Raw genomic sequence first — 13,017 nt, forward strand, 5'->3', positions numbered from 1 at the left:
CAATGAAGAAGGGAGCACCAGGCTCCCTTCTCTTTATTCCTTTCAGCTTGCTCCCGTCAGGGCCTGTTCACAGGCGCCCCTCCTCCTCTCGTCGCTATCCAAAAGTCTAATTGCCCTCCCGTGCCAAAGGTATAAGTTGTTACTCAATCATTACAAAAATGTATTCACAGGAGTGAGAGATGAGCGAGAGCAAGGTCTATCCGGTCAAGGCCCACATAGGTAGCGACGCCCTGCTGGACAAGGAAGGTTATGAAGCCATGTACCAGGCGTCGGTACAGAACCCGGACGCCTTCTGGGGGGAGCAGGGCAAGATCCTCGACTGGATGACCCCCTACACCCGTGTCAAGAACACCTCCTACGATCCGGGCCACGTCTCCATCAAATGGTACGAGGATGGCCTGCTCAACGTGTCGGCCAACTGCCTGGATCGCCATCTCGCCGAGCGGGGTGACAAGGTCGCCATCATCTGGGAAGGGGACAACCCGGCCGAGGATCGCAAGCTGACCTATCGCGAGCTCCACGGCGAGGTGTGCAAGTTTGCCAACGTGCTCAAAGCCCAAGGGGTCAAGCGCGGTGACATGGTCTGCCTCTACATGCCCATGGTGCCGGAGGCGGCCATCGCCATGCTGGCCTGTACCCGCATCGGCGCCGTGCACAGCATCGTCTTCGGCGGCTTCTCGCCGGAGGCCCTCTCGGGTCGCATCATAGACTCGGGCTCCTCCATCGTCATCACAGCCGACGAGGGCCTGCGCGGCGGCCGCCCCATCCCCCTCAAGAAGAACGTGGATGAGGCGCTCACCCACCCGGATACCCGGGTCAACAAGGTGATCGTCCTCAAACGCACCGGCGGCAAGGTCGCCTGGCATGACCACAGGGACATCTGGTGGCACGACGCCGTCGCCGCTGCCAGCCCGGATTGCCCGCCCGAAGCCATGGGCGCCGAGGATCCCCTGTTCGTGCTCTACACCTCGGGCTCCACCGGCAAGCCCAAGGGAGTGCTGCACACCACGGGCGGCTACCTGGTCTATGCCGCTCTCACCTTCAAGTACGTGTTCGACTATCACGAAGAGGACATCTACTGGTGTACCGCCGACGTGGGCTGGGTCACCGGTCACTCCTACCTGGTCTACGGGCCGCTCGCCAACGGCGCCACCACCCTCATGTTCGAAGGGGTGCCCAACTACCCGGCCACCAACCGCATGAGCCAGGTGGTGGACAAGCACCAGGTCAGCATCCTCTATACCGCACCCACCGCCATCCGCGCCCTGATGGCCAAGGGCAAGGAGGCCATCGAAGGCACCTCCCGCGCCAGCCTGCGCATCATGGGATCTGTGGGGGAACCCATCAACCCGGAAGCCTGGGAGTGGTACTACCGCACCATAGGCGACGAGCGCTGCCCCATAGTCGACACCTGGTGGCAGACCGAGACCGGCGGCATCCTGATCAGCCCCCTGCCCGGCGTCACCGCCCTCAAGCCCGGCTCCGCCACCCGTCCCTTCTTCGGGGTGCAGCCGGCCCTGGTGGACAACCTGGGTGAGCCGCTGGAGGGTGCCACCGAGGGCAACCTGGTGATCACCGACTCCTGGCCGGGCCAGATGCGCACCGTGTTCGGCGATCACGAGCGCTTCGAGCAGACCTACTTCTCCACCTTCCCCGGTCGCTACTTCACTGGCGACGGTGCCCGTCGCGACCAGGATGGCTACTACTGGATCACGGGGCGGGTGGATGATGTACTGAACGTCTCCGGCCACCGCATGGGTACCGCCGAAATTGAATCGGCCCTGGTGGCCCACCCCAAGATAGCCGAGGCGGCCGTGGTGGGCGTCCCCCACGAGATCAAGGGTCAGGGCATCTACGCCTATGTCACCCTGATCGCCGGGGAGGAGCCGAGTCGCGAGCTGCATAAGGAAGTGAAGGAGTGGGTTCGCAAGGAGATAGGCGCCATCGCCACCCCGGATGTGATCCACTGGGCCGAAGGGTTGCCCAAGACCCGTTCCGGCAAGATCATGCGCCGGATCTTGCGCAAGATTGCCACCGGCGAGACCGACAGCCTGGGGGATATCTCCACCCTGGCGGATCCGGGCGTCGTGGACAAACTTATCCGCGAGAAGTCGGAGGCGGCCTGAGTCCTCTCCCACCTCTCTCGACAAAGCCGGCCTTGTGCCGGCTTTGTCATGTCTGGAAAGCCTGAAGAGGCGGGCGCTGCGGCAGAGCGGCTCCGTGCACCAACATGCTCAATAAATGGCCAGATGTAGAGATTAGACCAGTAAAATGCTGCTAATTTTCACGAAATCAATATAATTGCGAAATCTGTGTGCCAGGGCACACCGAATTGTGCAGAAAGTGGCTAGATTTTTGGTGGTCCACAGATAGCTGATAGATAGCAGCATAATCATCGAGGATGTACTCAATATGTCGCAACATCACCGAATTCTCCTGCTCAACGGTCCCAACCTGAATCTGCTGGGCAAGCGGGAGCCGGGAATCTACGGCAGCAAGACGCTCGATGAGATCGTCGCCGATCTGAACCAGTACGCCAACGAACTCGGTGTCACCCTGGAACACCTGCAATCCAATGCCGAACATGAGTTGGTCGGCCGCATCCATCAGGCCATGGGCCAGGTGGATTTTATCATCATCAACCCGGCCGCCTTCACCCACACCAGCGTCGCCCTGCGCGATGCCCTGCTGGGCGTGGCCATCCCCTTCATCGAGGTTCACCTGTCAAACGTTCATGCCAGGGAACCCTTCCGTCATCACTCCTATCTGTCTGATGTCGCCAAGGGGGTCATTTGTGGGCTGGGTGCCGATGGCTACCAATTCGCTTTAACCGCGGCCGTGCATCAATTGCGCGCGGCTTGATAATCACTGATCAGATAAAGAAGAAAGAGAATGCTAATGGATATCCGCAAAATCAAGAAGCTGATTGAACTGGTTGAAGAGTCCGGCATCGCCGAGCTGGAAATCTCCGAAGGGGAAGAGTCCGTTCGCATCAGCCGTAATTTCTCCGGCCAGGTTAGCGTTGCCCCGCAGATGATGATGCAGCCGGCACAGGTTCAACAAGCCGCCGCTCCGGTCGCTGCTGCCGCACAGGCCGCTGCCCCTGCTGCCGATGCCGCCCCGAGTGGCCATCTGATGCGCTCCCCCATGGTGGGCTCCTTCTACCGCTCCTCCAGCCCGGAAGCCAAGCCGTTCGTGGAAGTCGGTCAGCACGTCAATGTCGGCGATACCCTGTGCATCGTCGAAGCCATGAAAATGATGAACCAAATCGAGTCTGACAAGGCCGGTGTGATCAAAGCGATCCTGGTTGAAAATGGTCAGGCCGTCGAATTTGACGAGCCGCTGTTCATCATCGAATAAGGGAAGACGCCACCCATGTTGGACAAAGTAGTCATCGCCAACCGCGGTGAAATTGCCCTGCGGATCCTGCGCGCCTGCAAAGAGCTCGGGATCAAGACAGTGGCCGTTCACTCCACCGCCGATCGGGAGCTCAAGCATGTGCTCCTGGCCGACGAAACCATCTGCATCGGCAAACCCGCCAGCGGTGAGTCCTACCTCAACGTGCCGGCCATCATAGCCGCCGCCGAGGTGACCGGTGCCGTCGCCATCCACCCGGGCTACGGCTTCCTCTCCGAGAACGCCGACTTTGCCGAAGTGGTCGAGAAATCCGGCTTCATCTTCATAGGCCCGCGCGCCGAAACCATTCGCCTGATGGGTGACAAGGTTTCCGCCATCGAGGCGATGAAGAAGGCGGGCGTACCCTGCGTACCCGGCTCCGACGGCCCGGTGGACAACGATGCCAAGCGCAACGCCACCATCGCCAAGCGGATCGGCTACCCCGTGATCATCAAGGCCGCCGGTGGCGGTGGTGGTCGTGGCATGCGCGTGGTGCGCAACGAGTCAGAGCTGGCCGCCGCCATCGCCCTGACCAAGTCCGAAGCGGGCCAGTTCTTCAAGAACGACATGGTCTACATGGAGAAATACCTGGAGAACCCGCGCCACATCGAGATCCAGGTGCTGGCAGACGGCCAGGGCACCGCCCTCTATCTGGGTGAGCGGGACTGCTCCATGCAGCGCCGTCACCAGAAGGTGGTGGAAGAGGCGCCGGCGCCCGGCATCACCGAAGAGATGCGCAAGTTCATCGGTGAGCGCTGCGTGCGCGCCTGTCTCGAAATCGGCTACCGCGGTGCCGGTACTTTCGAGTTCCTGTACGAGAACGGCGAGTTCTACTTCATCGAGATGAACACCCGGATCCAGGTCGAACACCCGGTCACCGAGATGGTCACCGGCGTGGATCTCATCAAGGAGCAGCTGCGCATCGCCGCCGGTCAGCCCCTGTCGATCACCCAGCAGGACATCCGCATCCGTGGCCATGCCATCGAATGCCGGATCAACGCCGAAGATCCGGCCACCTTCATGCCGTCTCCAGGTCTCATCCAGCGCTTCCACGCGCCGGGTGGTCTGGGTGTGCGTTGGGAATCCCACATCTATGCGGGTTACAAGGTGCCGCCCTACTACGACTCCATGATCGGCAAGCTGATCTGTTACGGCGAGAACCGTGACATCGCCATCGCCCGCATGCGTCACTCTCTCGACGAGCTGGTGGTGGAAGGGATCAAGACCAACATCGCCCTGCAAAAAGAGATCATGAAGGACGAGAACTTCCAGCACGGTGGTACCAACATCCACTATCTGCACAAGAAGTTGGGTCTGTAAGAGGTGCCAGGACCCGATAACTTGCCGCACGGCGGCATTAACAGCCACCATCTGCACAAGAAGTTGGGTCTGTGAGGACTCTTCAACAGAGATTGTCCGGTCCCTCCGGGTCGGCAACGAAAAAAGGGCCATGGCGACATGGCCCTTTTTTGTTATCCTTGCGCCCCTCAAAATTGTCGGAGGCCAAGGTGAATCGTTTCGCGCTCGCCCGTCGGGAAGCAGCCCTCTGCCTGCTGCTGACCCTGCTCTATTTCGTTGCCTGGTATGGCACCGCTTACTTCATCCCGGAAGAGCTGGAACTCTGGGATATGCCGCTCTGGTTCCTGCTCAGCTGCATGCTGATGCCACTGCTGTTTATCGGCCTGTGCGCGCTCATGGTGGACCGCCTCTTCATCGATATTCCTCTCGACACCGAGGAGCCTCCCCATGAATCTTGAGCCGCGCAGCAAACCCATGACTCCCTGGTTGAGCGAGATCAACCTGTCTATCGGCACAACGCTCGACACCGAGGAATCTCTCCCATGAATCCTGAGCCGCGCAGCGAACCCATGACGCCCTGGTTGAGCGGGTTCAGCCTGTCTATCGGCACAACGCTCGACACCGAGGGATCTCTCCATGAATCTTGAGTTGATGCTTCCGCTCGTCATCTACCTGGTGCTGGTGCTGGGGGTCGGCTTCTGGGCCGGTCGCCACCGCGCCGGTGGTGACTTCGTGCAGGAGTACTTCATCGGCAACCGCAGCATGGGCGGCCTGGTGCTGGCCATGACCCTGGTGGCCACCTACACCTCGGCCTCCTCCTTCATCGGCGGGCCCGGTGCCGCCTACAAGATAGGCCTGGGCTGGGTGCTGCTGGCGATGATCCAGCTGCCCACCGTCTGGCTCACCCTGGGGGTGCTTGGCAAGAAGTTCGCCATCATAGCCCGCCGGGTCAATGCGGTGACCATCAACGACATGCTGTGGGCCCGCTACCGCAGCAAGTGGGTGGTGGTACTGGGCTCGGTGACCATCATCCTCGCCTTTATCGCCACCATGGTGGTGCAGTTCATCGGCGGCGCCCGCCTGCTGGAAACCGCCACCGGCCTCAGCTACCAGCAGGGGCTCTTCCTGTTTGCCAGCTGCGTGCTGCTCTACACGGTGATCGGCGGCTTTCGCGCCGTGGTGATGACGGATGCCCTGCAGGGCATCATCATGCTGATCGGCACGGGTGCCCTGCTGGCGGGGATACTGATTGCCGGTGACGGCCTGCCGAACCTCATCCACCAGCTCAAGGTGATAGATCCCAAGCTGGTGAGCCCGACCGGGGCCGGTGACATGCTGACCCAGCCCTTCATGCTGAGCTTCTGGATCCTGGTCTGTGTCGGGGTGGTGGGGCTGCCCCACTCGGCCCTGCGCTGCTTCGGCTACCGCGACAGCAAGGCGCTGCACAGAGGCATCCTCATCGGCACCGTGGTCAGCGCCCTGCTGATGCTGGGTATGCACCTGGCCGGCGCCCTGGGCCGCGCCATCCTGCCCGGCATGGACAGCCCGGACAAGATAATGCCCTCCCTGATGATGGAGGTACTGCCACCCTGGCTGGCGGGGGTCTTCCTGGCGGCCCCCATGGCGGCCATCATGTCCACCATCGACTCCCAGCTGATCCAGGCCTCGGCGACCCTGGTCAAGGATCTCTACCTCAACTACCTCAATCCTCGCCAAGAAAAGCTGGAGGTGCGTATTCCACGGCTCTCCCTGCTCTGCACCCTGATCCTCGGCACGCTAGTGCTGCTGGCGGCGATGCAGCCTCCCGAGATGATCATCTGGCTCAACCTGCTCGCCTTCGGCGGTCTGCAGGCGGTCTTCCTCTGGCCACTGGTGCTCGGCCTTTACTGGTCGCGGGCCAATGGCCCCGGGGCGCTGGCCAGCATGGTGTCAGGCATTGTCTGCTACGGGGCCTTGAGTCAGTGGGGGATCAAGCTGGCCGGCCTGCACGCCATAGTGCCCAGCCTGGGGCTCGGGCTGGTGGCCTTCATCCTGGTCAGCCTGCTGACCCCGCCCCCGGATCAGTCGGTTCGCCGATTGTTTGATCAGAAATAAGAAAGGGGCCAATAAAGGGACTCGCACCTATTCCCAAATGGGTGCGAGTGGGTAAAATGTGCGCCACGTCACAAAATGCCGCGCCCTTATGCCAGTTCAGAACGCCAGAAAGATCCTGACCCAGTCCCTGCAACGGCTCGGTTATGCCCTGTTGCTGCCCGTTTCCATTTTGCCGCTGGCGGCCCTGCTCTATCGGCTCGGCCAGCCGGACGTGCTGGATCTGGCGGTGCTCTCCCTGGCCGGACGCGCCCTCTTCAGTCAGATGCCGCTCATCTATGCGGTGGCCATCGCCTTCGGGCTGAGCCGGCAGGGGCAAGGGGCGCAGGCCCTGGCCGGCGCTGTCAACTTCCTGCTGCTGAGCTCGGCGCTCGCCACCCTGCAGCCCGGCCTGCATGCGGACATGATCTGCGGCCTGCTGGCGGGCCTGACCACGGCCATGGTCTGTTCCTGGACCCGCAGCCTCTCCCTCCCCGGCTGGCTGCGGCCGCTGCAGGAGGAGCTGCCCGGCCTGCTGCTCTCGGCCCTGGCCAGCCTGTTGCTGGTCGTGCCCCTGGCCCTGCTCTGGCCCCTGCTGGAGCAAGGCATCACACTGCTCGCCTCCGATCTCCTCACCACGCCGTTTGGCGCCTTCTGCTATGGCGTGCTGAACCGGCTGCTGATCCCCCTCGGCCTGCACCAGGTGCTGGGCAGCCTGATGGGGCTGGGGGAGAGCAACCTGCAGGCGCTCTCCGCCGCCCAGCCGCTGCACGAGGGCTATGTGGCGGGTCTCTATCCCGTCATCATGTTCGGTCTGCCCGGCGCCTGTTTTGCCATCTGGCTCCATCGCCAGCGGATGCGGCGCCTGCCGCAGGGGGGCTTGCTGCTCACCCTGGCACTCACCTCGGCCCTGGTGGGGATCACCGAACCCATCGAATTCCTGTTCGCCTTCACCGCCCCCTGGCTGTTCCTGGCCCATGCCCTGCTGACCGGGCTGTCGCTGGCCATCTGCAGCGGGCTCGGCATCCAGGTGGGCAGTTACTTCTCCGCCGGGCTGCTGGATCTGGTGCTCAGCTACGGCTCAGGTGAGCACAGTTTCTGGCTCATTCCCCTCGGCATACTGTTCTTCGTCATCTATGCCCTGGTCTTCTCCCGGCTGCTTGAATACGCCCCCCTCAGCCTGCCGAGCAAGCCCATCGCCGAGGATCTGCCCCAGCTCGCGGCCGTGGCTCCCACGGATCCGCAGATGCTGGCCATCCAGTACCTCAAGATGCTGGGGGGCATGGACAACCTGCAGGCCATGAGCGTCTGCCTGACCAGGCTCAGCCTGCGGGTGCGGGAGATGGCGATGGTGGATCAGTCCCGTCTGGCCAGGCTCGGCTGCCTCTCCTGGATAGTCCTGAATGACCATCAGCTGGTGCTGGTGCTGGGCCCCAACGCCGGCCTCATCGAGGGGCAGATCCGCATGCTGGCAGAGCGCCAGTCGGTTCCCCTCGGTCTCGAGCCCGGTCAGGCCCCCCTCAGCCAGCACCGCTGATCAGGCGAAGGGCAGCCGCTCGGCGACGAAGTCCATCAGGCTGCGCAGGGCGGGCGCCAGGTGCTCGCGGCTCGGATAGATGAGGTAGAAGGGATTGGGCGGTATGGGGTGAGCCGGCAGCACCTTCAGCAGGCGCCCCGCCGCCAGATCCTCCCGGCAGACGTGATCCGGCAACAGGGCTATTCCCCCCTCGTGGAGCGCCAGCTCCCTCAGCGCCAGCAGGCTGTTGCTGAGGCAGGCCCCCTGAGGTCGCCAGCCCCCCTCCTGAAGTGGCCACACCGGCAGCGCCCCATGCACCAGGCAGGCATGGCCTCCCAGCTCCGTCAATTGTTGCGGCGTGCCGTGGCTCGCCAGATAACCCGGGGCCGCCACCAGATGGCGTGCCACCTGGCCGATGCGCCGGCAGATGAGGCTCGAATCTTTCAGCGGCGCCGCTCTCAGCGCCAGATCGTAACCCTCCCCCACCAGATCCAGTTGCTCGTCACTCAGGGTCAGCTCCAGTACCACCTCGGGGTAGAGGGCGCGAAACTGGGCCAGGATCCGGCCAAGCAGCAGGGTGCCCGTGGCCTCGGGGGCTGTGATCCGCACCCGGCCCGCCGGGGCCGAACGCAGCCTGGCCATGGCCAGATTGGCGCTGCGCGCCAGGGCCAGCAGGGACTGGCAATGCTCCACATAGACCTCTCCCTGGGGGGTCAGGCTCAGTCTGCGGGTGGTGCGCTGCAACAGCCGCACCCCGAGCCGGGACTCGAGGCGCGAGATCTTCTGGCTCACCGAGGACTTGGGCATGCCGAGCACCTCGGCCGCCCCGGTAAAACTGCCCTGCTCCACCACAGTAGCGAACAGCCCCATCAACTCCAGTTCGACATTGTTCATATATACAAACAGTCTGTCCCAATTACCCATCTTAATCTGAATAATCAACCAGACTAGACTCTCTGGCAATCCCACTCATACCGATTTGAAAGGAACTGCCATGAAAGCCATCGCCCTCACCCATTATCTGCCAAGCGATCACCCCCACTGCTTCATCGAGACCGAGCTGCCGGATCCGACCCCGGGCCCGCGGGACCTGCTGGTACGGGTCAAGGCCACCTCCATCAACCCGGTCGACACCAAGGTGCGCGCCCCCAAGGCCAAGGTTGAAGCCACGCCCCGCGTGCTGGGCTGGGATGCCGTGGGGGAAGTGGTGGCCGTCGGCCACGAAGTGACCCTGTTCAAGGCGGGGGACAGAGTCTGGTATGCCGGCGACATCAGCCGCCCCGGCAGCAACAGTGCCCTGCAGCTGGTGGATGAGCGCATCGCCGCCCTCGCCCCCAAGACCCTGAGCGACCTGGAAGCCGCCGCCTTGCCGCTCACCGCCATCACCGCCTGGGAAACCCTGTTCGAGCGCATCGGCCTCAACCGCGAGAGTACCGGGCGACTGCTGATCATAGGTGGCGCCGGCGGCGTCGGCTCCATCGCCATCCAGCTGGCCCGCCAGCTCACCAGGATGGAGGTGATCGCCACCGCCTCCCGGCCTGAAACCCGTGACTGGTGCCTGGCCATGGGCGCCCACCAGGTAGTGAGTCATCACAAGCTGCAAGAAGAGCTGGCCGGCCTTGGCATCAGCCAGCTCGATGCCATCTTCTGCACCAATGCCACCGAGCAGCACTGGAACGCCATGGCGAGCCTCATTCGCCCCTTCGGCCACATCTGCACCATCGCCGAGTCCAGCGAGCCCTGGGATCTGGGTCTGCTCAAGGCCAAGAGCGTCACCTTCAGCCAGGAGTTCATGTTTACCCGCTCCCTGTTCCAGACCCCGGACATGATAGAGCAGCACAAGATGCTCGGCCGGGTCGCCGCCCTGCTGGACCAAGGGGTGCTCAAGAGCACGCTCACTCGCACCCTGCCCGAACTGACCCCGGCCAGCCTGGCACAGGCCCATCGCGAACTGGAAGCAGGCCGCATGGTGGGCAAGCTGGTGATCGACATGAGCGGCTTCGCCAGCTAAGCCTCCCTGCAGCCATGCAACCTATTCCCTTATAGGTAAAAAATGCACCATCATGGGGTGAGATCACCAGTGACAAGCCCCAAGAGTGCACAGCCCCGCCGCCAATCTGCGCCCCTGGCGGGGCCTTCCCCCCGAAAAAACCATAAAAAAGAGGCCATCCCGCCGGGATGGCCCTCAAAACCTGAACGTTGGGGTAACAATCACACACATATCCTTATGCAGGACATGTGTAACTTTGCAGATTGCGTGCCAATGTCTGCTTTTACCCGCAAAATGACCGTTTTTCGGCGCGCCGGCATAAAAAAAGCCACCCTAAGGTGGCTGAAAAAGATGACGGAACTTCATAGAGCAAAGCATTCAGCGGGAACAAGTTGCTTCCCGTCACCCAGTAAGGAATACATTAACCGTGCCAACTTGGCAGAGTTGCCTTCCTTCCCCATCCCATCATGGGCAAACCACGACAGCACAGGCCCATGATGATAGAATCCCGCGGTTTCACATTTATGAAGAGTCGACCCCATGCCCTGGATACAAATTCGAATCAACGCCACCGCCAAGACCGCGGACAAGGTGAGCAACATGCTGCTGGGGCGTGGAGCCCAGGCGGTGACCTTTATGGATGCCCAGGATGTGCCCGTTTACGAGCCGCTGCCTGGTGAAACGCCGCTCTGGGGCGAGACCGAGGTGATGGGGCTGTTCGATGCCGAAACCGATCCGGCGCCCACCATCGCCTTCTTCCAGCAGATCTTCGGGGAAGACGTCGGCTACAAGGTCGAGCAGCTGGAAGACAAGGACTGGGTGCGCGAGTGGATGGATCACTTCCACCCCATGCAGTTCGGTGAGCGGCTCTGGATCTGCCCAAGCTGGCGCGACGTGCCGAACCCGGATGCGGTCAACGTCATGCTGGATCCGGGCCTGGCCTTCGGTACCGGCACCCACCCCACCACGGCGCTCTGCCTGCAGTGGCTGGACGGGCTGGATCTGGCCGGCAAGACTGTGGTCGACTTCGGTTGCGGCTCCGGCATCCTCGGCATCGCCGCCCTGAAGCTGGGCGCCGCCCGTGTCATCGGCATCGACATAGATCCGCAGGCCATCCAGGCCAGCCATGACAACGCCGAGCGCAACGGCGTCGCCGGCCAGATCGAGCTCTATCTGCCTGCCGACCAGCCGCAAGACGTCGAGGCCGACGTGGTGGTGGCCAACATACTGGCCGGCCCGCTGCGCGAACTGGCACCGCTTATCGCCGGCCACGGCAAGCCCGGCAGCCTGATGGCGCTCTCCGGGGTGCTGGAGAGCCAGGCCCCGGAGCTGGAGACCATCTACGGCCAGTGGTTCGACATGGACCCGACCGCGGTGAAGGAAGAGTGGTGCCGCCTCTCAGGCCGCAAGCACGGTTGATTGCAGGAGGCCATCACTGTGGCAACACTGCGGCCGCAAGCACGGCTGATTGCAAGAGGCTGCCAACTTATCGACCGCAAACACGGCTGATAACAACAGTCATCCTCTTTACCTACAGCAGCAGACCAACAAGGGCACCCCAGGGTGCCCTTGTCATTTCCTGGCACCAGCTGCGCGCCCTTTCGCCCACTCTGGGGAGAGCTTCACGCTTCTCTGCCTCTCGATGACTTATCCTCTCTTCCTCCATTCCATTGAGGCCCAGCCATGACCGACTACGAAAAGATGATCGCCAGCCAGCCCTACAACTGCATGGCCCCGGAGCTGGATCTCCTGCGCCGGGAGACGGCGCGCCGCTATCGCCGTTTGAATCGGTCGGAAGATGAGACTGAACAGCGGGCACTGCTGGCGGAGCTGGTTGGTGAACTGGCAGAAAACGCCTTTATCTGTCCGCCCCTCTACTGCACCTACGGCCGCCACATCCATCTTGGCGAGCGCAGCTACATCAACATGGGGGCCACCCTGCTGGACAACGCGCCTATTCGCATCGGCGCCGACGTCATGATAGGGCCGAACGTACAGATCTATACCGCCGCCCACGCCCTGGACGCCGATGAGCGCATCCAGGGGGTAGAGACGGCGCTGCCGGTCACCATAGAAGACAGGGTCTGGATCGGCGGTGGCGCCATACTGCTGCCTGGGATCACCATAGGGCGGGAGGCCATAGTCGGCGCGGGCGCCGTGGTGACCAGAGACGTCCCGGCCGGAGCCCGGGTGGTGGGCAACCCGGCCCGCATCCTGCCCACCAGGGACAAGATGCCAGTGACCGAGAGCCAGGGGCAAAAATGCCCATCAACATAAAGCCCGATATCATCAAGGCCCGTGAGACGGTAAAAAAGATGCCGCCCAGAGACGCAGAGAGTCTGGGCTGAAGCAGAAAACCGCCCATAAAAATAAAGCCCAATGTCATAACGACGTTGGGCTGTAAAAAGGTGCTACGGAATTGCGACTCTCATCGCAGAAAATTAGAAGGGGTCACCTTCTAAACTGGCAGTGGGATAATAACGGGGCGCAAACGTTTTACATAGGGTAATCAACCAGGATTGAGAACAGCCTCTCACTATTCAAAAAATTCCCAGGCAAGCCCGAACTCCCCCTTGGCAAGTTTCCATTTATCAGTACAGCCTGCCATCATTTTGGGGTGTCTAGTCCTGAAATAGGTTTACACATTTTCGTCTAGCTTCACGTGACTCAGAACCCCCGATGCACCGCATCGGGGGTTCTGTATTTCAACGCATGATGCGGTCGCTCTAGGCTGTGTTCTTAAAGT

At 62.2% G+C, this 13,017-nt stretch carries 11 protein-coding genes; 10 read left to right on the forward strand and 1 reads right to left on the reverse strand.

The features are described 5' to 3' along the window. The first annotated feature begins 179 nt into the window (after nucleotides 1-179). From acs to G4923_RS07675, 7 genes are all read left to right on the forward strand, one after another. Nucleotides 180-2,126: an acetate--CoA ligase gene (gene acs / locus G4923_RS07645; protein ID WP_111910404.1), complete on the forward strand. Its 1,947-nt coding sequence runs from the start codon at nucleotides 180-182 to the stop codon at nucleotides 2,124-2,126. A 286-nt stretch (nucleotides 2,127-2,412) separates the two neighbouring features. Further along, complete coding sequence (gene aroQ / locus G4923_RS07650) at nucleotides 2,413-2,862, forward strand: type II 3-dehydroquinate dehydratase (RefSeq protein WP_163136414.1); 450 nt, start codon at nucleotides 2,413-2,415, stop codon at nucleotides 2,860-2,862. Nucleotides 2,863-2,898: 36 nt separating this feature from the next. After that, nucleotides 2,899-3,360, forward strand: a complete 462-nt coding sequence (gene accB / locus G4923_RS07655) for an acetyl-CoA carboxylase biotin carboxyl carrier protein (protein WP_025326015.1) — start codon at nucleotides 2,899-2,901, stop codon at nucleotides 3,358-3,360. Between the two features lie 15 nt (nucleotides 3,361-3,375). Beyond that, nucleotides 3,376-4,716, forward strand: coding sequence for an acetyl-CoA carboxylase biotin carboxylase subunit (gene accC / locus G4923_RS07660; RefSeq protein ID WP_005326556.1), 1,341 nt, complete (start codon nucleotides 3,376-3,378; stop codon nucleotides 4,714-4,716). A gap of 188 nt (nucleotides 4,717-4,904) precedes the next feature. Next, nucleotides 4,905-5,153, forward strand: a complete 249-nt coding sequence (locus G4923_RS07665; RefSeq protein ID WP_041204435.1) for a YhdT family protein — start codon at nucleotides 4,905-4,907, stop codon at nucleotides 5,151-5,153. Between the two features lie 178 nt (nucleotides 5,154-5,331). After that, the gene (gene panF / locus G4923_RS07670) at nucleotides 5,332-6,789 is read left to right on the forward strand and encodes a sodium/pantothenate symporter (protein WP_163136416.1); all 1,458 of its coding nucleotides are present in this window, start codon (nucleotides 5,332-5,334) and stop codon (nucleotides 6,787-6,789) included. An 88-nt stretch (nucleotides 6,790-6,877) separates the two neighbouring features. Next, entirely contained in the window at nucleotides 6,878-8,302 is a 1,425-nt protein-coding gene (locus G4923_RS07675; RefSeq protein ID WP_163136418.1) for a PTS transporter subunit EIIC, read from the forward strand. Here G4923_RS07675 and G4923_RS07680 read toward each other — a convergent pair whose 3' ends face one another. Then, the gene (locus tag G4923_RS07680; protein WP_163136420.1) at nucleotides 8,303-9,175 is read right to left on the reverse strand and encodes a LysR family transcriptional regulator; all 873 of its coding nucleotides are present in this window, start codon (nucleotides 9,173-9,175) and stop codon (nucleotides 8,303-8,305) included. Between the two features lie 100 nt (nucleotides 9,176-9,275). Between G4923_RS07680 and G4923_RS07685 the strand changes: the two genes are divergently transcribed. The 3 genes from G4923_RS07685 to G4923_RS07695 all read left to right on the forward strand — a co-directional run bounded on the left by G4923_RS07685 (nucleotide 9,276) and on the right by G4923_RS07695 (nucleotide 12,548). Further along, nucleotides 9,276-10,292: a zinc-binding alcohol dehydrogenase family protein gene (locus G4923_RS07685; protein ID WP_163136422.1), complete on the forward strand. Its 1,017-nt coding sequence runs from the start codon at nucleotides 9,276-9,278 to the stop codon at nucleotides 10,290-10,292. 519 nt (nucleotides 10,293-10,811) lie between these two features. After that, the gene (gene prmA, locus G4923_RS07690) at nucleotides 10,812-11,690 is read left to right on the forward strand and encodes a 50S ribosomal protein L11 methyltransferase (protein WP_005317670.1); all 879 of its coding nucleotides are present in this window, start codon (nucleotides 10,812-10,814) and stop codon (nucleotides 11,688-11,690) included. A 264-nt stretch (nucleotides 11,691-11,954) separates the two neighbouring features. Continuing rightward, a complete protein-coding gene (locus tag G4923_RS07695; RefSeq protein ID WP_163136424.1) occupies nucleotides 11,955-12,548 on the forward strand; it encodes a sugar O-acetyltransferase in 594 nt (197 codons plus the stop codon). The last annotated feature ends 469 nt before the right edge of the window (nucleotides 12,549-13,017 follow it).

Origin of the sequence: Aeromonas rivipollensis, assembly GCF_010974825.1 — a bacterium.
Taxonomy (GTDB): domain Bacteria; phylum Pseudomonadota; class Gammaproteobacteria; order Enterobacterales; family Aeromonadaceae; genus Aeromonas; species Aeromonas rivipollensis.

Excerpts from the sequence above, each read along its gene's own strand:
- acs (WP_111910404.1), top strand. The coding sequence starts at position 180 with ATGAGCGAGAGCAAGGTCTATCCGGTCAAGGCCCACATAGGTAGCGAC.
- aroQ (WP_163136414.1), top strand. The coding sequence starts at position 2,413 with ATGTCGCAACATCACCGAATTCTCCTGCTCAACGGTCCCAACCTGAAT.
- accB (WP_025326015.1), top strand. The coding sequence starts at position 2,899 with ATGGATATCCGCAAAATCAAGAAGCTGATTGAACTGGTTGAAGAGTCC.
- accC (WP_005326556.1), top strand. The coding sequence starts at position 3,376 with ATGTTGGACAAAGTAGTCATCGCCAACCGCGGTGAAATTGCCCTGCGG.
- panF (WP_163136416.1), top strand. The coding sequence starts at position 5,332 with ATGAATCTTGAGTTGATGCTTCCGCTCGTCATCTACCTGGTGCTGGTG.
- G4923_RS07675 (WP_163136418.1), top strand. The coding sequence starts at position 6,878 with ATGCCAGTTCAGAACGCCAGAAAGATCCTGACCCAGTCCCTGCAACGG.
- G4923_RS07680 (WP_163136420.1), bottom strand. The coding sequence starts at position 9,175 with ATGAACAATGTCGAACTGGAGTTGATGGGGCTGTTCGCTACTGTGGTG.
- G4923_RS07685 (WP_163136422.1), top strand. The coding sequence starts at position 9,276 with ATGAAAGCCATCGCCCTCACCCATTATCTGCCAAGCGATCACCCCCAC.
- prmA (WP_005317670.1), top strand. The coding sequence starts at position 10,812 with ATGCCCTGGATACAAATTCGAATCAACGCCACCGCCAAGACCGCGGAC.
- G4923_RS07695 (WP_163136424.1), top strand. The coding sequence starts at position 11,955 with ATGACCGACTACGAAAAGATGATCGCCAGCCAGCCCTACAACTGCATG.